The sequence below is a fragment of the Acinetobacter kanungonis genome (assembly GCF_009939195.1).
GTDB lineage: Bacteria > Pseudomonadota > Gammaproteobacteria > Pseudomonadales > Moraxellaceae > Acinetobacter > Acinetobacter kanungonis.
Genome location: NZ_JAACKC010000008.1, coordinates 103,309 through 122,857, shown reverse-complemented (window position 1 = coordinate 122,857; position 19,549 = coordinate 103,309). Strand labels below are relative to the sequence as shown.

At 46.0% G+C, this 19,549-nt stretch carries 17 protein-coding genes; 6 read left to right on the top strand and 11 right to left on the bottom strand.

The genetic code is table 11. The features are described 5' to 3' along the window. Positions 1-230 precede the first annotated feature (230 nt). From ilvD to GWK51_RS14380, 4 genes are all read left to right on the top strand, one after another. Positions 231-1,916 carry a dihydroxy-acid dehydratase gene (ilvD, locus tag GWK51_RS14395; RefSeq protein ID WP_161934225.1) on the top strand — a complete coding sequence of 562 codons (1,686 nt, stop codon included), beginning with the start codon at positions 231-233 and terminating at the stop codon, positions 1,914-1,916. A 150-nt stretch (positions 1,917-2,066) separates the two neighbouring features. Further along, the gene (locus GWK51_RS14390) at positions 2,067-3,410 is read left to right on the top strand and encodes a hypothetical protein (RefSeq protein WP_161934224.1); all 1,344 of its coding nucleotides are present in this window, start codon (positions 2,067-2,069) and stop codon (positions 3,408-3,410) included. Further along, positions 3,391-3,678, top strand: coding sequence for a chorismate mutase (locus GWK51_RS14385; protein ID WP_100242352.1), 288 nt, complete (start codon positions 3,391-3,393; stop codon positions 3,676-3,678). Before GWK51_RS14390 ends, GWK51_RS14385 begins: the two co-directional genes overlap by 20 nt. Positions 3,679-3,796: 118 nt before the next feature. Further along, on the top strand, positions 3,797-4,945 hold the full coding sequence (locus GWK51_RS14380; protein WP_161934223.1) for a DUF1624 domain-containing protein: 1,149 nt from the start codon (positions 3,797-3,799) through the stop codon (positions 4,943-4,945). A gap of 69 nt (positions 4,946-5,014) precedes the next feature. Here the strand turns inward: GWK51_RS14380 and GWK51_RS14375 are convergent, their stop codons facing one another. The 4 genes from GWK51_RS14375 to ribF form a co-directional block, all read right to left on the bottom strand. Continuing rightward, complete coding sequence (locus tag GWK51_RS14375) at positions 5,015-5,497, bottom strand: FKBP-type peptidyl-prolyl cis-trans isomerase (protein WP_100242350.1); 483 nt, start codon at positions 5,495-5,497, stop codon at positions 5,015-5,017. Beyond that, complete coding sequence (gene lspA / locus GWK51_RS14370) at positions 5,490-6,032, bottom strand: signal peptidase II (RefSeq protein ID WP_161934222.1); 543 nt, start codon at positions 6,030-6,032, stop codon at positions 5,490-5,492. The genes GWK51_RS14375 and lspA overlap by 8 nt, the downstream gene beginning before the upstream one ends. Continuing rightward, the gene (ileS, locus tag GWK51_RS14365; RefSeq protein ID WP_161934221.1) at positions 6,025-8,871 is read right to left on the bottom strand and encodes an isoleucine--tRNA ligase; all 2,847 of its coding nucleotides are present in this window, start codon (positions 8,869-8,871) and stop codon (positions 6,025-6,027) included. The genes lspA and ileS overlap by 8 nt, the downstream gene beginning before the upstream one ends. A 64-nt stretch (positions 8,872-8,935) precedes the next feature. Next, on the bottom strand, positions 8,936-9,937 hold the full coding sequence (gene ribF, locus GWK51_RS14360; protein WP_161934220.1) for a riboflavin biosynthesis protein RibF: 1,002 nt from the start codon (positions 9,935-9,937) through the stop codon (positions 8,936-8,938). Positions 9,938-10,145: 208 nt separating this feature from the next. Here ribF and GWK51_RS14355 point away from each other — a divergent pair, with 208 nt between their 5' ends. Beyond that, positions 10,146-11,276: an SLAC1 family transporter gene (locus GWK51_RS14355; RefSeq protein ID WP_161934238.1), complete on the top strand. Its 1,131-nt coding sequence runs from the start codon at positions 10,146-10,148 to the stop codon at positions 11,274-11,276. A 107-nt stretch (positions 11,277-11,383) separates the two neighbouring features. Further along, a complete protein-coding gene (locus GWK51_RS14350) occupies positions 11,384-11,953 on the top strand; it encodes a phosphorylase family protein (RefSeq protein ID WP_161934219.1) in 570 nt (189 codons plus the stop codon). Between the two features lie 50 nt (positions 11,954-12,003). On the opposite strand, the gene GWK51_RS14345 is transcribed toward GWK51_RS14350, so the two are convergent. The 7 genes from GWK51_RS14345 to argA all read right to left on the bottom strand — a co-directional run bounded on the left by GWK51_RS14345 (position 12,004) and on the right by argA (position 19,527). Beyond that, complete coding sequence (locus tag GWK51_RS14345; protein WP_161934218.1) at positions 12,004-12,627, bottom strand: TetR/AcrR family transcriptional regulator; 624 nt, start codon at positions 12,625-12,627, stop codon at positions 12,004-12,006. A 290-nt stretch (positions 12,628-12,917) separates the two neighbouring features. Further along, positions 12,918-13,724: an ABC transporter ATP-binding protein gene (locus GWK51_RS14340; protein ID WP_161934217.1), complete on the bottom strand. Its 807-nt coding sequence runs from the start codon at positions 13,722-13,724 to the stop codon at positions 12,918-12,920. A 10-nt stretch (positions 13,725-13,734) separates the two neighbouring features. Then, complete coding sequence (gene ssuC, locus GWK51_RS14335) at positions 13,735-14,550, bottom strand: aliphatic sulfonate ABC transporter permease SsuC (RefSeq protein ID WP_161934216.1); 816 nt, start codon at positions 14,548-14,550, stop codon at positions 13,735-13,737. Further along, complete coding sequence (gene ssuD, locus GWK51_RS14330; RefSeq protein ID WP_161934215.1) at positions 14,550-15,725, bottom strand: FMNH2-dependent alkanesulfonate monooxygenase; 1,176 nt, start codon at positions 15,723-15,725, stop codon at positions 14,550-14,552. Before ssuD ends, ssuC begins: the two co-directional genes overlap by 1 nt. A gap of 27 nt (positions 15,726-15,752) precedes the next feature. Beyond that, positions 15,753-16,748: an aliphatic sulfonate ABC transporter substrate-binding protein gene (locus GWK51_RS14325; protein ID WP_161934214.1), complete on the bottom strand. Its 996-nt coding sequence runs from the start codon at positions 16,746-16,748 to the stop codon at positions 15,753-15,755. Between the two features lie 17 nt (positions 16,749-16,765). Continuing rightward, complete coding sequence (locus GWK51_RS14320) at positions 16,766-17,731, bottom strand: sulfonate ABC transporter substrate-binding protein (RefSeq protein ID WP_161934213.1); 966 nt, start codon at positions 17,729-17,731, stop codon at positions 16,766-16,768. Positions 17,732-18,174: 443 nt separating this feature from the next. Then, positions 18,175-19,527, bottom strand: coding sequence for an amino-acid N-acetyltransferase (gene argA / locus GWK51_RS14315; RefSeq protein WP_161934212.1), 1,353 nt, complete (start codon positions 19,525-19,527; stop codon positions 18,175-18,177). Between the last annotated feature and the right edge of the window lie 22 nt (positions 19,528-19,549).

The window sequence follows — 19,549 nt, the reverse complement described above, 5'->3', positions numbered from 1 at the left end:
TGTATTGAGAAACATTCTATTTCATAGACTATGCAGGTTGTGGATGACGTTTTCGTGTATCCAACAACAGGATATATTCAGGATGAAAATGTTAAGACTATTAAGAGATTAGCGGTTATTGACTTGAAAGCCTCATTGTACTTTCATGTATCGCTTACTTTCTATACACTAAAAATAGAAAAAATTGCCAAGACTGTAGTGCAAAACACAGCGTGCCAAGGACAAATACAATGAGCAAAGACAATATCCGCGAACATTCAGCGCCCGTTTATGCAGGGATTGAAAATGCACCTGCACGTTCCATGATGCGTGCCACAGGCTTTCAGGATGCCGATTTTGAACGTCCCTTTGTCGGCATCGCATCCACTTGGGCCAATGTCACACCATGTAATATGCACATTGATGCTTTGGCAAGGGAAGTCGAATCTGGCGTGAATACCGCAGGCGGTAAAGGCATTATTTTTAATACCATCACCATTTCTGATGGCATTTCCAATGGTACGGAGGGCATGAAATACTCCCTGCTCTCACGGGAAATTATTGCGGATTCCATTGAAACGGTGATGGGCTGCCAAGCCTATGATGCGGTCATTGCGATTGGTGGTTGTGATAAAAACATGCCGGGCTGCATTATGGGCATGGCACGTTTAAACCGACCTGCGATCTTTATTTATGGTGGTACCATTCAACCCGGTGCAGGACATACCGATATGATCTCGGTGTTTGAGGCGGTGGGTCAGCATGCCAAAGGTGAAATCAATGCCATTCAGGTGAAACAGATTGAAGAGGTGGCATTGCCGGGACCGGGGTCTTGTGGCGGCATGTATACCGCCAATTCCATGGCATCGGCGATTGAAGCCTTGGGCATGAGTTTGCCGGGTTCATCGGCCCAAGAAGCAGTTTCCACTGACAAGCAGCAGGATTGTTTGCGTGCAGGCGAAGCCATCATGAATCTGCTCAGGCTGGACATTAAGCCGCGGGACATCATGACCAAAGCTGCGTTTGAAAATTCGATTAAGGTCTTGATTGCTTTGGGTGGTTCAACCAATGGCGTGCTGCATTTAATTGCCATGGCACATACCGCGGGTGTCGAGCTGAGTCTGGATGATTTTGTGCGGATTGGTGCAGAGATTCCTGTGGTGGCGGATGTCCGTCCTTCGGGTAAATACCTGATGTCTGAGCTGATCGCGATTGGCGGCATTCAACCACTGATGAAGCGAATGCTAGATGCTGGCATGCTGGATGGCAGCTGTTTAACCGTGACGGGTAAAACCTTGGCGGAAAATCTGGCGGAGGTTGAGGATTATCCAGCAGGTCAGCAGATCATTCTGCCTTTTGATGCCCCGATTAAAAATGACTCGCATTTGGTGATTCTGAAAGGCAATTTGTCGCCAACAGGTGCCGTTGCCAAAATTACCGGTAAAGAAGGGCTGTATTTTGAAGGTCCCGCACGGGTGTTTGAAGGTGAAATCAGTGCCATGCGTGGAATCTTGGAAGGGGAAGTCCAAGCGGGAGACGTGGTGGTGATTCGTGGGGTAGGCCCTAAAGGTGGACCGGGCATGCCCGAGATGCTAAAACCGACCTCAGCCATTATTGGCAAAGGCTTGGGCAGTTCAGTGGCATTGATTACCGATGGACGCTTTTCTGGGGGCAGTCATGGCTTCGTAATTGGTCATGTCACACCAGAAGCTTATGAGGGCGGCCCAATTGGTTTGGTGCAAAATGGAGACCGGATTTCAATTAATGCGGAAACCCGAGAGATGACTTGGCATGTTTCAGCGCAGGAAATTGCCGCACGGCAAAACCGTTGGGTCAAGCCAAAACCGAATTATACCCACGGTGCACTGGCGAAGTTTGCTAAACTCACCACTGGGGCGGAAAAGGGTGCAGTGACCGATTTAAATCTGGAACTGTAGTTGATCGGGAAGGGTTGAACATTTAGGCTTGAATTGTGCTACGTTTTGTCCGAGACTTATTGTATTTTAAGACTTTCTGTTCACCACACTGGTTATTTTTCTGCGAACTGGAAACACTTTCACTCGCTATTGCTAGATTAGAGGCAACTCATGTCACTGTTACGCCGTTGGTTCGATCCGATCCGATCGAGATGGTTTTATCAGAAACCAACTCGTCAAGAGGTATTGCCTACGGAGCATGGACTGAATATTCATCTACGTTTGGATGATGTCTACAGTTATCTGGCCGTGCAGCAGTTGCCGCAATTGGAAGAAATTCTGAGCGATGAACTCAAACCCTTAAAAGTCATTATTTCCAGTCAAACACCCGCACCGCCGAATCATATGTCTGCGCAGGAATGGCAACACTATTGCCTGAATGATGCACAAATTTTATCCAAGCAGCATCGTTTCAGTTTCCATGAAACGCCTGAACAGCCACCTCAAGACGCGATTGCACAGGCGGAAACCATTCTAAGAAATACCCCGCTGCAAGGGCAGGACTTCCTGTATCTGCTGGAAGATGTATTTCATATGCTGTGGCAGAAGCAGTATGGCAAATTGCGCACTTTATATGCCATGGCGAGCAAACATCATCAGGAACAGCACTTTCCAGAACGGGTGTTTAATGATGATGCGGTGCTGGCGAGTTATTTTGAATTTTCTGACCGTAAATATCATGCGGTGGATGATCTGTTACGCTTGACTCGCCGTTTAAAGCGACAAAAATTACTGACGGGCAATCCGATCTTCCTGATTAATCATATTGAATGGCGTGAGCATTTAATCAGTGATGCAGAAGAACTCAATGAAATTCAGGCGCTTGATCCAGAGCTGGATTTGTATATTGCGCTAGAAGACCCGATTTCATGGCTACTCTTGGCGTATATTAAAGAAGAATTGGCGGCTTATTATAATATTCAGTTAACGGTTTATCCGCTCAGTTATCATGGACGGGACTGGTTTGACTGGAGTCTGGCAACCCGTTTATCCAAACGTACCGAAGTGGTATTCACCCCATTCTGTCGTCCAACCAAAGAAGCCACCTATGCCATGGCACAGCTGTATTATAGTGTGCCCGAAGAGCAGCGTATTGAAGCGATGCACCGCATTTTGCAGGCAGTGTGGACCCAAGGCAAGGATCTGTCCTTTAAGGCGCACTATCAGGAGTTACAACGCGAGTTGAGCTTAGAACTGCAAGAGGTGAAGCAAGAAGACATTCAGGCTCAGCTCAAAGAAAATGATGTGCTGTGTGAAATGAAGTCACAACCGGACTTTCCTGTACTGGAATTACGCATCGATGGTCAAAGCTACACATTTAATAGCTTATATCGGGTCTGGATGATTGAAAGTATTTTCAGTAATGTGTTAGAAGAAAAATATAAAATCGAAAACGAAGCGGATTACTCCCGCTCAATACCAGAAGATAAAACCAATGCAGAAAGAGAAATGTGAGTCACTCGAGCAAGTTCGAGACAAAATTGATGTGATTGATCAGCACCTGATTGAGTTAATTACTACTCGCCAGTTTTATGTCGATCAGGCGGTGCGTTTTAAGCGCACTGAACATGAAGTGCAATCCCCAGAACGGGTAGAACAGGTGATTGCCAAAGTTCGGCAACAAGCCACACAGAAAGGGACCGATCCTGATTTAATTGAACAGATTTATCGGGAAATGATTCAGCACTTTATTCGCCGTGAACTGAAAGAAATTCGCCCATAATTCGTACTTTTATTTTACTGATCTTCAAGTTTCAGCGTGCGTAAGAGCATGCTTGGGTTTCTTTTGGGCTTAAAAGTGCATACTATATGTAATATTATAACATATCCAAATATTTATCATGTCTGCACTTTCTCAACGCCTACAGGCGATTGATGCACTACGTGGGCTGGTCATTCTCATTATGATGGTCGACCATGTCCGTGAAACCTTTTACCTGCATCATCAAGTTCCCGATCCGATGAACATTGAACAGACGGAAGCCAGCCTGTTCTTTAGTCGCATTTTGGCACATCTCTGCGCACCAATTTTTGTGGTGTTGACGGGCTTATCAGCATATTTATATCAAGCCAAGCACAACAGTTTGCGCATGACCCGTGAGTTTTTGCTCAAGCGCGGGCTGTTTCTGGTGGTATTGGAATTGTTGGTGATCAATTTTGCATGGACAGGGCAGTTCCCACCGCAGGTGATTTATCTGCAAGTGATTTGGGCAATTGGCATCAGCATGATGGCCTTGGCACTACTGATTGGTCTGCCTCAGAAAATTCTATGGTTGATGGCTGTATTGATTATTTTTGGGCATAACTGGCTTGATCAACTGTCTTCAGAACAGTTCGCAGGATTCGCGCCGCTCTGGCTGATTTTGCATGAGCGCGGCTGGATCGAGATTGGCGAGTTTCTAAAACTGCGAACTTCTTATCCAGTTTTGCCTTGGATTGGCGTCATTGTATTGGGTTATGCATTTGGCAGCTATTTATTTCAGCCGAGCATCACCGTTCAGCAGCGAAACAAACGCATACTGGGATTTGCTTGCGGTAGCCTGCTGTTGTTTTTCATATTACGCAGCATCAATTTCTACGGCGATCTTCCTTGGCAGATCTTCCCAACTTCACTGCAAACCTTGATGAGCTTCTTTAATCTCACCAAATATCCACCATCTTTATCGTTTATTTTATGGAATCTTGGTGTGGGGCTGTTGTTGTTGCTGGCCTTAGAAAAAGTGCAGCATCGGGCGTGGGTACGACCCTTAATTATCTTTGGCTCAGTACCGATGTTCTTTTATATTGTGCATTTAATGTTGTTAAAGCTGCTGTATCTGTTTGCTGTCGCCGTATGGGGGCAGAATCACGGTGACTATTTTGGCGTGAGTCAGGTTGCTAGCCTTTGGTGGATTGCAATCGCTTTGAGTATCGTGCTTTATCCATTGATGTACTGGTTTTCCAAATTCAAACATCAAAACAAGCAGATTACGCTGTTAAAATATTTCTGATTTCGGTGGATCACCCATAAAAAAACCCTTCATTTGCGAAGGGTTTTTTATTGCTGTAGATGCCAGCTTTTACATGAATTTCACGCCTTGCTGACCCGCAGGGGTAACTTTGAAGATTTCCACTTCAAAGGTAATGTTTTTACCCGCCAATGGATGGTTAAAGTCCACTTCGGTAATGTCATCACCCACGGTTTTCACCACGCCATACAGGCTTTGTTTGGCTTTGTCTTCAAATTCGATCATGTGACCTTCAACAGGACGCTGTTCAAACTTCACCGTGTCAAACTTTTGGACATTTTCAGGATTCCATGGTCCAAACGCATCTTCAGGTGGCAGACTCACGGTACGACGGTCGCCCGCACGTAAACCGAACAGGGCTTTTTCAAAACCAGGTAACAAACTGCCATCGCCCATGACCAAGCTGACAGGTTCAGCGCGGCTACGGGTATTGTCAATTTCTACACCATTTTCAATGGCAACGGAAAAATGCAGATCAACCTTTGAACCTTGTTCAATACGGGTTTCTTCATTCGGATTAATAAATTCATTCATGGTGTTGCGCATCCGCACGTTTAATTCGATGTTTTTCTAGGAAAAACGTATCTATAAGCAGCAAAATGGTGCCCAAGGTAATCGCGCTGTCAGCAAGGTTAAATGCTGGAAAATGGTGGTCTTGGTAGTAGACGTGAATAAAATCGACCACATAACCTAAGGTCACGCGATCAATTAAATTGCCTACAGCACCCCCTAAAATCAGGGCAATTGCCATTGGTAAAATGGTGACATGTTTTGGCATTCGCATCAGCCAAAATACGAAAATCACTGAAACCAAAGCTGCAAGTGAAGTAAAGAAATAACGTTGCCAGCCGCCTGCATCGGACAAGAAACTAAAGGCTGCACCATAGTTATGTAGCAAAGTCCAATTTAAAAAAGGCAGCACAGGTACCGGATCTGCATAATTCAGATGGGTTGAGGCAATCCACTTGGTCCATTGATCTAACACAATGGCCAAAATCGATAACCCCACCCACAGCAAATTGTGTGGGTAGAATTGAAACAGGCCCGCTTTCTGTTGTGGATTAGGCATATTTTCTCTCTTCGCCTTGACCAGTAGGGAGGTTAATAATACAACGTGCGCATAGACCTGGATGTTCGTGATGTGTATTCACATCAGGCAGCACATGCCAGCAACGTGCACATTTTTCACCTTCCGCAGCAGAGACTTTCACGCGTAAACCGTCTAGATCAGATTCCTGACCTTGAGCCGCATCAAAAGCAGATACCTGTACTTGTGAGGTAATCAGAACAAAGCGCAATTCGTCGCCTAAACGATCTAGTACCGCTTTCAATTCTTCATTTGCCCAAAGTTCGACTTTGGCAGACAAGTTAGAGCCCACCAGTTTTTCGTTACGCGCAACTTCAATGTGCTTGTTCACCGCAGATTTCACCGCGATCAGGGTTTGCCAATCGGATTCAGACAACAAGTTTGCCGTTGATGCCACTGGAATGTCGTACCACTCTGAAGTGAACACGTATTTCTCAGTTTGTTCTGGAATCAGTGGCCATGCTTCTTGCGCAGTAAAGCTCAAGATCGGCGACATCCAGCGCACAAAGGCTTGAACCAAGTGGTACAGCGCAGTTTGCGCAGAATGACGGGCTTGCGAATCCGCTTTGGTGGTGTACTGACGGTCTTTGATGATGTCGAGGTAGAAACCACCCAAGTCATTAATACAGAAGTTGGTCAAGGCATTGGTGACAATATGGAAGTTCATATCTTCATAAGCTTGTTGAATGGTTTTCTGTACATCCGCCGCACGTTGCAAGATGTATTGATCCAGTGCGATCAATTGATCGACAGGCAGGGCATCCGTCGATGGTTTGAAACCATTCAAGTTTGCCAATAAGAAACGCAAGGTATTACGAATACGACGGTAGCCGTCCGATGCACGGCTAAAGATTTCTTTACCTGCGGTCATTTCATAACGGTAATCGGCAGAGGCAATCCAGAAACGTAAACCGTCTGCACCCATGTCTTTAATGATGTCTTGCGGGGTGATGATGTTGCCCAAAGATTTTGACATCTTACGGCCTTTTTCATCCACCACGAAGCCATGTGTTAACAAGCCTTTATATGGGGCACGTTGATTGATGGCCACAGAGGTCAACAATGAAGACTGGAACCAACCACGGTGCTGGTCTGAACCTTCAAGGTACAAATCGGCTGGGTCGGTCAGTTCTTCACGCTCACGCAGGACCGCATAGTGCGTTGTGCCTGAGTCGAACCACACGTCTAAGGTATCACGTACGCAGTTATAGTGCTCTGCTTCATCCCCGATAAAGTCTTTGGCATCACGGTTATACCATGCGTCAATGCCTTCTTGTTCGATCAGTAACGCAACTTCTTCAATTAATTCCGCCGTGCGTGGGTGGAGTTCATTGGTGTCTTTATGCACGAAGAACGGGATTGGCACGCCCCAGGTACGTTGACGTGAGATACACCAGTCCGGACGACCTTCGATCATGGCTTGAATACGGTTTTTACCCCAATCAGGCACGAAGCTGATTTTATTTTCAATGGCATTCAATGCGCCTTGGCGTAAGCCTTTGGCATCCATGCTGATAAACCATTGTGGTGTAGCACGGAAGATAATTGGGGTTTTGTGGCGCCAGCAGTGTGGATAGCTATGCTTAATTGGCTTATGCGCCCATAGTTTGCCTGCCTCGCTTAAAGCGGCAATGATTTGAGGGTTGGCTTTGTAAATATGCTCGCCCGCAAAAATTGGAGAAGTTGGTAGGTAGACACCGTTGCCGCCAACTGGATTGTCAACTTTTAAGTTATAGAGTAAGCCGACTTTATAGTCGTCCACACCATGACCTGGGGCAGTATGCACCGCACCCGTACCGCTGTCTGCAGTCACGTGTTCGCCTAAAATTACAGGGACTTGACGCTCTGTGATCAGTGGGTGTTGCAGACTGACATGCTCAAGTTTATTGCCTGTGAATTCAGCCAAGACTTCAACGCTGTTAAAACCATAACGTTCAGTTGCAGATTCAACTAAGTTTTTCGCCAAGATGAAGTTTTGTGGCTCTTTCTCCTCACCACGGGCTTTGACCAACTGATATTCAAGTTCAGCATGGAAGGCAACTGCTTGGTTGGCAGGTAAAGTCCAAGGTGTCGTCGTCCAGATCACGATGTCGGTGCGGTCAGCAACTTCTACACCTAAACGTGCAGACAGGTCTGCCAAGTCCACTACGCTGAAACCGACATCAATTGCGTCTGATTTTTTGTCTTCGTATTCAACTTCTGCTTCAGCCAGTGCTGAACCACAGTCCAAACACCAGTTCACAGGTTTAAGACCCGGCTCGATATGACCAGCCTTGGCAATGGCGCCCACTGAACGCACGATATCCGCTTCTTGTTTGAAGTTCATGGTCAAGTAAGGATTGTCCCAATCGCCAAACACACCCATACGTACGAAGTCTTTTTTCTGTAATTCGACTTGGGTATAAGCATATTCGCGGCAGGCTTTACGGAAAGTTGATGCATCCACTTTGACACCGACTTTACCGACTTTTTCTTCAACTTTGAGTTCGATCGGCAGACCGTGACAGTCCCAGCCTGGTACATAAGGGGCATCGAAACCGTCGAGTACGCGGCTTTTAATAATAATGTCTTTCAGGACTTTGTTGACCGCATGGCCCAAGTGAATCTGACCATTGGCATACGGTGGGCCATCATGCAGCACATATTTTTTCTTGCCAATACGCGATGCGCGAATCTGCTGATAAATGTTGTCGGCATACCACTCTTCTAACCATTTTGCTTCACGTACTGCGAGATTTGCTTTCATTGCAAATTCAGTACCTGGGAGGTTTAGTGTGGCTTTATAATCCACTGCATTTTCAGGAGTTTGCTTATCGCTCATGCAAGATGTCTTCCAATTTAATCAGCTTTAAGACTGACGCGTTCTACATTAAATTTTTCGGTGTTTAAAAGGGAAAAGTTGGGTTGTTGTGACGAAACTCAAGCAGTTTCTCCACATCATCATCAATTCCCGCTTTTAGTGCTTCCAGCGAAGGGTAGTTCTTTTCACCATGTAAATAGTTCAAGAAAGTGACCCGCATTAACAAGCCATACAGATTAGCAGAAACATTGGGGAAATGTACTTCTAATCGCCATTCTGGATGTTCTTGTTGGATGGCAGGTCGGGTACCGACATGCCCTGCACCATACAAAGCCGTTGCTTGATAGCCCAAAACTCCTTTTTGTTCGGGGCTGTCCTGCACGACTTTGTCTTGTAAAGACGTGGTTTCACAAATGACATCCACACCATAAATACCGTTTAAACATGGCTTATGACGGTTTAAACGCACATTAATGGTTGGAAAATCGAGGGTACGTCCAATTTGGTCGCCATATTGGACACGACCGGTAATACTGTAAGGGCGTCCCAGCAGTTGAGCTGCTAGAGCCAAATCGCCAGCTTGCAGGGTCTGGCGAATGCGGGTTGAACTGACACGTTCACCATGCAAGGAAATGGTGGTCAAGTTGGTGACTTGGAAGCCATAGTTGCGTAGATATTCGCTATTGCCTTGGCGATTTTTGCCAAAATGGAAGTCATCCCCCAACACCAAATGCGCGGCATTGAGTTGCTGCTTGAGGATATTGGCAAAGGCTTCGGCACTTAAACCACGAAAGGACTGATCAAATTTGGCTACGGCAATATAGTCCACGCCCAGTTCAGTTAAATATTCGACTTTTTCACGCAGCGAACTAATGCGTGGCGGCGCTTCATAGCCTTGGAAAAATTCCAGTGGTTGCGGCTCAAAGATCATGACCAAGGTTTTGAGTTGTTGTTGTGCAGCAACCTGTTTTAGTTGCTGGATCATGGCCTGATGCCCCAAATGCACACCGTCAAAATTACCAATAGTCACAGCGGTTTTGGCTAATTGAAAGTCTGGCGCTAAAGCATTCAGGCGGAGCAGCTTCATGGGCTAATCAATAAATGAAAAATAATCAGGCTTATATATTGCCATATTCTGTTCGTTTCGTCTTGTTGTTGTGTTTTTACCCAGAAAAATTTATGAAAGCATTGCTTTAATATCAATAAAAATGATTTTAAAAATTTAAAATAATCAATTTTTCTTATTTTAAATGCGCAGTATGATCAAAGGAACTTCTCAAGTGGGTCGTCGTCCAATGAAAAAGCCCTTCTATCAATTACCGCAATGGCATGATCTGATCCGTCAGTTTACCCCAAACTGGTTTACGGTGTGCATGGGCACAGGGATTGTTTCGATGGTTCTTGCAGAGTTGCAGGGGCTACATGCTTGGTTTTGGCAGTTGGGCGCAGGGCTGTGGCAGTTGAATCTGATCCTGTTTGCATTGTTCAGTACTTTATATGGCTTGCGCTGGGTGCTGTATCCACAAGAAGCCAAACATATTTTTCAACATCCGAGCATGAGTCTGTTTCTCGGCACCATTCCCATGGCGTTGGCCACTCTGATCAATGGCAGCTTGAAATTTGGGCTGGTGTTATATGGCACAGCTGTTGTCGGCATTACTGAATGGCTGTGGTATTTCGACGTAGGCTTGGCGCTACTGGTTGCGTTTGTGGTGCCCTTTTGCATGTTCAGTTGCCAGCGCCATCAATTACAGAATATGACCGCCGTTTGGCTGTTACCGATAGTGGCGTGTGAAGTCGCAGCAGCTTCTGGTGCAGTGTTGTTAGCGCATCTGCCAGCAAGTCCGCATGCCGTGAACATTTTATTTGGTAGTTATCTGTTGTGGGGTGTTTCGGTTTTTCCTGCCGTGTTGATTTTAGGCATTCTCTTCTTACGGTTGGCATTGCATCAATTACCGAGTCAGGAATTGGCAATGACAGGCTGGTTAGCGGTTGGACCGATTGGTACGGGCGCATTGGCTTTATTGCTGTTGGGACAGCAAGCTCCTCATGTGTTACAAGCGCTGCATTTTTCAGGTTTGGGTGAGTTTCTGCATCAAGCGGGTTTAGTGGGCAGTTTGTTATTGTTGGGTTTTGGAATGTGGTGGCTCGGCATGGCAATGCTGATGACTCTGAAGCATGTCGGTGCTCAGTTGAGCTTTAATTTGGGATGGTGGGGCATGACTTTCCCATTGGGCGTCTTCTGTTTAGCCACGTTACAACTTGCACAGCAATTACAACTGAATGGCTTGCAAAATATTGGTTATGGCTTAGCGGCTTTATTGCTGCTGTTATGGGGCTTGGTGATGAGCAAAACCGTGGCAGGGTTTTATGCGGGACGATTATTTTTCTCTCCATGTTTGAATCTATATTTGCAACAGAAATAGCGCTTACACACGGGGTCAAATGACCGAGCTTGTCAGAAAGTGAGGCATCATTTGCACCCAGTGTGTTTTTGATTTTTAATAGCACAGTTTTGTTTTGAGTAGCTGCGATGAAATCTTCTTTGGCGCTGATTATGGCTTTACCGAATGAGTCAAAAGGCTTGTTTGAACAGGCTCAGATTGATGTGCATTATAGTGGTATTGGTAAAGTCAATGCGGCATTTAAAGCCTTTGAAGTGATTCATGCAACAGGCTGTAAAACCCTGTTAAATTTGGGCAGCGCAGGCAGTTCCCATTTTGATCGTCACGCCTTGGTCGAAGTCATCAGCTTTGTACAACGCGATATGGATGTATCTCCGCTCGGCTTTGAGGTTGGGGTAACGCCAATGGATCAGGACCATCCTGCAGCCATTGATTTAGAACCTTATTTTGCTCATTTACCAAAAGGCGTGTGTGGTACAGGGGATAGCTTTGAAATTGGTCAGCCGAAAGTACCGTGTAATCTGGTCGATATGGAAGGCTATGCCATGGCCAAAGTCTGTAAAAAACTCGGGGTGCGTTTAATTTCGGTGAAATATATTACCGATGGTGCAGACGATGCAGCACATCTGGATTGGGAAGAGAATTTGATGCTGGGGGCGCAAAAGTTATTGTCGCTCTATCAGTCTTTAGAGGCTTAACTGGCTCGGCGACCATAGTGATCTATGGTCGTATGCCAAAATATGAAGGGTTAGGTGTTTTGTTCGCGCGGTAAAATGCCGTAGAGCATCATATGCACGGTATGTTGAATCACCCGTTGTTGCATACTGCGGTTGCGTAAGGTTTTACCTGTGACCATTTCCATCTGCGTTGAAAAATCCGCATAGTTTTGCGTCACTGCCCAGATGTTCAGAATCAGCAATTCAGGATCGATGTCTGCAGAAATTTTGCCTTGCTCTTGCCACATGCTAATCACTTTGGCTTTGCGCTTCACCAGTTTTTTCAGTGGTCCTTTCAGGATTTCTAAGATATGTGGTGCACCTTGAATAATTTCTAAGGCAAATAAACGCGACGCTTTCGGTTGAGTGCGTGACAGCTCAATTTTTTGCATTAAATAATTGGTGATCGCTTCCGTCGGCTCTAATTCTGCTTCCAGCATTTGTAGAGGTGCTAACCATTTTTGTAGAACCGTTGTTAGCACTTCAACATATAAGGCTTCTTTATTTTCATAGTAATAGAAAATGTTCGACTTATGCATTTCTGCCAGTTGAGCGATTTCATCTAAACTAGCCCCGTTAAATCCATATAAGGAAAAAACATCAAGTGCGGCATTCAGCAATTGATGGCGCTTTTGAGTACTCTTTTTTTGTTCCATTCGTCGCTTAAAAAAATTCAGGGAAGGGTAAATTGTACGGCAAATCAGCAGATTTGTGCATCAAGAAATCGGGTAATTTGATGAAATAGCATATTTTCTGGATGAAAAAACAGTGTGCTATTTCACATTCACACTCTTGAAAAAATTAAATGGACAGATGTATAGCAAAACGCATCAATTTGGGTCGTTTTCCTTGCTAAATATGACAGTTTTATGACAACGCTAGGGTCGCTGGTGCTGGCTGAGGATGGCGCGTTTGGCTCCAAGTTTGCATTGGAGCCAAGGTCTGCTCAGGTTGCCAAAACTGCATTGAGGACGTGTTGTTCGAGTTCAGCAAACTGAATGTTTTTTTCACGTGGGCGGGGCAGATCCACCTGAAATTGGCGTGCGATATGGCCCCGATCCAGCAAGATAATACGATCTGCCAGTTGCACCGCTTCACTGACATCATGGGTGACCAGAATCGCGGTAAAGCCTTGTTCCCGCCATAGTTGTTCAATCAGGTTTTGCATTTCCAAACGAGTTAAGGCATCCAGTGCACCAAGCGGTTCATCCAGCAAGAGCACCCGTGGTTGATGGGAGAGGGCACGCGCCAGTGCAGTACGTTGGCGTTGCCCCCCCGAAAGCTGTGTAGGCCAAAGTGCCGCTTTTTCTTTTAAGCCCACTTTTTCCAGCAATGCTGTGGCATGTGGGTGTGCGGTTTTCTCCAGTCCAAGGTGCACATTTTGTTCAATACTGCGCCAAGGGAGCAAGCGCGGGTCTTGGAACATCACGCGGATATCATCACTGGTAATGCCTTCACGTAAATGGCGTGCCGATTTAAATTTGATTTCGCCATAACTGGGTTGTTCCAGATCGGCAATCAATCTTAATAGGGTACTTTTGCCGCAGCCGCTGCGCCCGACAATCGCTAAAAATTCACCTGGTTGGATGTGCAAGTCTAAATCTTCCAAGACTTTGACATCGCCATAAAACTTGTGCAGTTGCTCAATCAAAATTTCTGCGCCCAGCACGGCATTGGGTTGAATATCCGTATGCGGGTTTTTCGCGGGCTGAATCTGTTCGGCAACATGTTGGCCGATACTGAGATCTGTCATGTTCTGCTCCTTATTTTTGATAGCCAGGGTGCCAGCGTAATAAGTATTTTTCTAAGCTCACTGCAAGGACATCTGCCAGTTTACCCAATAGGGCGTAGAGTAAGATGCCGACCAGAACCACATCGGTCTGTAAAAACTCGCGGGCATTCATGGTCATGTAGCCAATGCCAGCTTGGGCAGAAATGGTTTCGGCCACAATCAACAGTACCCAAACCAAGCCCAGTGCAAAACGTAAGCCGACCAAAATAGAGGGCATTGCCCCAGGTAAAATAATATTTTTATACAGCTCCCAACGACTGAGTCCGTAACTTTTGCCCATTTCAATCAGTTGCGGATCGACCGAACGAATGCCGTGGTAGGTGTTGATATAAATCGGGAAAAATACTCCAACCGCCACCAAAAACAGCTTTGCCGTTTCATCAATCCCGAACCAGAGAATCACCAGTGGAATCAGCGCCAAGGCAGGAATATTTCGAATCATTTGCAAGGTGGTATCCAGCAGGGTCGATGCTGTTTTGGATGAGCCATTCAGCAGTCCTAACAACAAACCTAGACCGCCACCAATCGCCAGACCGAGTAAGGCACGTCCTGCGCTAACTTTGACATGGTGCCAAAGTTCACCACTGATTAGTAAATGCCAGAATGCGCTGACCACGGCTGTGGGAGCAGGTAAAATTCGACTTTGTAGCAGACCTGTACTGGAAGCAATTTGCCAGATCAAAATTAGTAAAAATGGGAACAACCAAGGCAGCAAACGCTGCCCAAGTTTTGTTCCACGTGAAACTTTCCGTTGAGAGAAAGTTTCAGCCGCAGTAATTTTGGACATTAAGCAGACTCCTGAATAGGGCGCGAAGCCGTAGTCTGATTCGGGACATAATTGTTCGCGACAATTTCGCCAAAGGGTCCCGTTAAATTCGGTTGCGACAATTTATTGCGGGTGGCTAAAGGCAAGAGCGGGAACACCAGTTCGGCGAAGCGAATGGATTCTTCCAAATGTGGATAGCCAGAAAAGATAAAGGTGCTAATGCCTAAATCGGCATATTCCTGAATCCGATCGGCTACGGTTTGCGCATCACCCACCAACGCCGTTCCTGCACCGCCACGCACCAGTCCAACCCCAGCCCATAGGTTTGGAGAGACTTCGAGTTTAGTACGATCGCCATTATGTAGTTCGGCCATGCGTCGTTGACCTACAGAGTCCATTTGCTTGAACTTTTGCTGTGCTGCGGCAATGGTTGCATCATCGACATACTGAATCAGCTCATTGGCGGCTTTCCATGCTTCCTCATTGGTTTCACGCACAATCACATGCAGACGAATACCGTAATTGAGTTGGCGTCCTTTTACGGCTGCTTTCGCACGGACAGTTGCAATTTTTTCTTTGACAGCTGCAGGGGGTTCACCCCACGTTAAATAGGTATCGACTTGTTCGGTGGCCAGCTCAATCGCAGCATCCGAAGAACCGCCAAACCATAAAGGTGGATAAGGTTGTTGCACAGGCGGATAAAGCAGTTTGGCATCATCCACTTTTAAGTGTTCGCCATGAAAACTGAAGGATTCTCCGGTGTGCGAACGGGTTAGAATTTCACGCCAGATTTTGGTGTATTCACTGGCAGTTTCATAACGGGAGGCATGGTCTTCATAAATACCATCGCCTTTGAGTTCTTGTTCATCGCCACCTGTGACCAGATTGAGCAACACACGACCATTGGATAAACGGTCAAAGGTTGCTGCCATACGCGCAGCCAAGGCAGGCGTGGTCACCCCTGGGCGTAATGCCACTAAAAACTTCAAATTCTGGGTGGCATCAATTAAACTGGCGGCAGTAATCCATGGATCTTCACATGAACGTCCTGTTGGGATCAGCACACCTTCATAACCTAAATTGTCTACCGCCACTGCTATTTGCTTCATATAAGCATGATCGACTTGGCGCGCGCCTTTGCTGGTTCCTAAATAACGACTGTCACCATGGGTGGGAATAAACCAGAAAATTTTCATTATCAATATCCTTACAATTTTTACAGATTAGTGAGTTTTTGGTGCTGCCCAAACCGTGGTTTGAACTTGAATATTTTTCGGAATCAATTGAACCTGCTGGAACAAATCTGCAATTTGCTGCTGTGCCTGTACCACTTCAGGGCTTAAGGTCTGAATCGGAGATGGCTTCAGACGTTTATCAATCACGCGTTGGGCAATAGATGGCTGTAAACCTGTGCTTTGGGTGTATACGCTTAAGGCTTGTGGCTGATTGTTTAAGACCCATTGATCCGCCTGATTCAAGCCATGTAAAAACTGCGTTGTGGCTTGTGGATGTGCCGCGATAAATTTCGGATTACCGATATAGAACGAATAGGTTTTTGGGAAAGCCGTCCCATCAATCAGCACTTGGGCATGCGCATCTTGTTCGGCAGCACTGAGGTAGGGTTCCCAAATTGCCCAAGCATCCACCGACTGTTTGTCAAAGGCCGCACGCGCATCTGCTGGAGGGAGCCAAATGGGTTGAATGTCCTGCCAGCTGAGACCCGCTTTCTGCAAAATTTTTGCCAGTAATTCATGTGCACTCGAGCCTTTTTGTACCGCAATGCGTTTGCCTTTTAACTCCTGAATAGACTGAATGGCACTGCCTTTTGGAATCAGCAGGGCTTGGGAATTGGCAGGCACCAACTCATAACCGACATAACTCAAATCTTTGCCTGCGGCTTGGGCAAAGATCGGCGGAGTGTTGCCTACGGCACCAAAATCAATCGCACCCACTGCTAAGGCTTCCAGCATTTGTGGACCTGCAGGGAACTCTTTCCATTCAATTTTGGCGTGCGGAAATTCCTGTTCAAACAGCTTCTGCTGGCGCGCAACCAGCAAATTCAGGGAAGATTTTTGGTAACCAATCGAGAGGGTATCCACGGCTTCAGCCGTATTTTGGTCAGCTACTTGACTTTGGCTTGATTCAGATTTTTGGCAAGCACTGAGCGCAAGGCTGAGTGCGGTAATGCCAGCGAAAGTTATTGTTTTCAGTGTATTCATGTTGCTGTTCCTGATTATTATGGCGTCGTTTTTAAAATGGCGGTTTGAATGTCAATTTTGTTGGGAATCAGCTTTTGTTGATAAAAGGCATCCGCGACAAATTGCTGTTGCTGGGCGACCTCAGTGGAGATCGGCTGCACCCCAAATCCCATCCGCGAGATGGAACGGCTTAAGACTTCGATGGGTAAACCCGTCGGCTGTTGTAATAGTTGCGCTGCTTGTGCTTGATGTTGAGCAACCCAAGTGGTGGTCTGATTGAGTTCATTCACCACGGTTTTTAAAATGTCAGGATGTTGCTGCGCAAATTTGCGATCTGCCAAATAAAACTGATGGTTACTGACCAACTTGTCCCCTGTAGCAAGTACTCGTGCGCCTAACTTTTGTTCGGCAGCCGCAAAGAACGGGTCCCAAATCACCCAAGCATCAACTGCGCCACGTTCAAAAGCTGCACGTGCATCCGCAGGAGGCAGATAGACCACTTGAATATCGGAGAGTTTAAGTTGATTGGCTTCAAGCACTTTAAGCAACAAATAATGCACATTGGAGCCTTTGTTCAGCACCACGCGTTTGCCTTTCAAATCCTGAATGGTCTTTAAGTTTGAATTTTTCGGCACAATCAGTGCTTCAGCTCGTGGCGCGGGTGGTTGATTGGCAACATAAACCAAATTGGAATTGGCGGCTTGGGCAAAAATTGGAGGGGCTTCACCTGCTTCACCCAACGCCACACTGCCGACATTTAAGCCTTCTAATAATTGTGGGCCTGCAGGAAATTCGACCCACTTCACTAGCACGCCTTGCGCTGCCAAGGCTTTTTCTAAAGTGCCACGCTCCTTCACAATTGGTAAGATGCCGTACTTTTGAAAACCAATGTTTAAGGTGGTGCTTTCTGCTTTTTGTGGGCTACAAGCCGCCATGAACATGCTGCCCGCCACAACAGTCAAAACAATCCATGGACGTGTTGTAGTAGAAAGAGACTTGCTCATGATGGTGTTATTCCGCAAAAGATAAGGATGGATATAAGCTTGTGCAGATACGCTATAGCGCTTTCTTATGCGAAAAAAATAAAAAAATAGGGATTGGTCATGAAAAAAAAAGATAAATCAAAAGCTGCAAAACTTAGTGCAAAAACTGATTTAGCAAAAAGATAAAATATAAATTTATATTTATTTAATTATATGAAAATATTGGATTTATTTTTTATTGAACACGTTTGGATAAGCTTATATCATGAATATATATAGCATCAGCTGCTTTTCAGCAGCTTGCCAGATATACAAAGCATAAATCCTGCTAAATCAGTGATTGGATCAACTCAGAAAATTAACCCTATTGAACGGAAGTCGCATTAGGGCTTTACCAAAATCATGGCGATCTGGGTAAAGCATTTTTATGTGTGGATAGGGGATTCGTGTAATGCGCTGTGCATTTAAATCCGCTTTTTAAATACCAAGGAATTGCGTTGATAGTTATACAGAGCTTGGCGTGCATTCGGGAGTTCATCGACATTGGCTGTTTCAAAGCCATGTTCTAGGAACCAGTGTGCGGTACGCGTAGTGAGTACAAATAATTGCTGTATGCCCAGACTGCGCGCTTTATCTTCCAGATAATGCAGGATTTGGCTGCCCCGATTGGATTTACGGTAGCTTGGATGCACCGCGACACAGGCAATTTCGGCAGAGCGTAATTCGTTCTCCTGAGCAGGAATCGGATACAGGGCTGCACAGGCGAGAATCATACCGTCGCGTTCAATCACGGCAAACTGCTCGATTTCCGTTTCCAGTCGTTCCCGCGAGCGATACACCAAAATCCCGTCCTCTTCCAGCGGGCGCAGTAAATTGATCAGTCCACCGACATCTTGAATATTTGCAATGCGCACATCTTCATAATGCGCATCCGTCACCAGCGTGCCTGAACCATCACGGGTAAACAGTTCTTCCAGTAAAGCACCATCATAAGTATAGGAAATCAGATGCACGCGATGCACGCCTTTGAGAGAGGCGATTTGTGCATTGCGTAACTGTTGCGCCAATTCAGGATTGGTATCTTGCGATTGTGCAATATATTGATCCAGCCGTTGTGGGGTAATTTCACGCTGTAATTGACCTTGAGCATTCTGCAAACCGTGTTGCTTGCCCAGAAAAATCAATTTATCAGCTTTTAAGCTGATGGCAGTTTTGGTCGCAACTTCTTCAGCAGGTAAGTTGAAGACTTCACCTGTGGTGGAATAACCCACGGGTCCGAGCATCACAATATTGTGTTGTTGCAGATGTTTCTGAATCGCATCGGTATCGACACTGCGTACTTCACCCGTGAGCTGAAAATCAATGCCATCGCGAATCCCATAGGGTTTGGCGGTAATAAAATTACCCGAAACCACATCAATGCGTGCACCATACATGGGGGAGTTGGCAAGTCCCATGGACAGTAGAGCTTCGATTTGCAGGCGAATGGAGCCGACGGCATTCATGACACAGCCCAGCGACTCACGCGTGGTGATGCGACGGTGTTGATGGAATGGGGTGCTTAGTCCGCTGCTGTTTAAATTCTGGTTGATTTGTTGACGCGCGCCATGCACCAGAATCAGTCGAATGCCGAGGGAATTGAGCAGGGCAATATCATGGATAATATGTTGAAAATTTTCATGCTGTACCGCTTCACCATCAAACATGATCACGAAGGTTTTGTTGCGGTGGGCATTGATGTAGGGTGCAGAATGTCGAAACCAGTGCACATATTGTAAGGTTGTGCTTTGTGATACGTCGTTCGAATTCGCTTGCATGCCTATCTCAAAAAAATTGAAT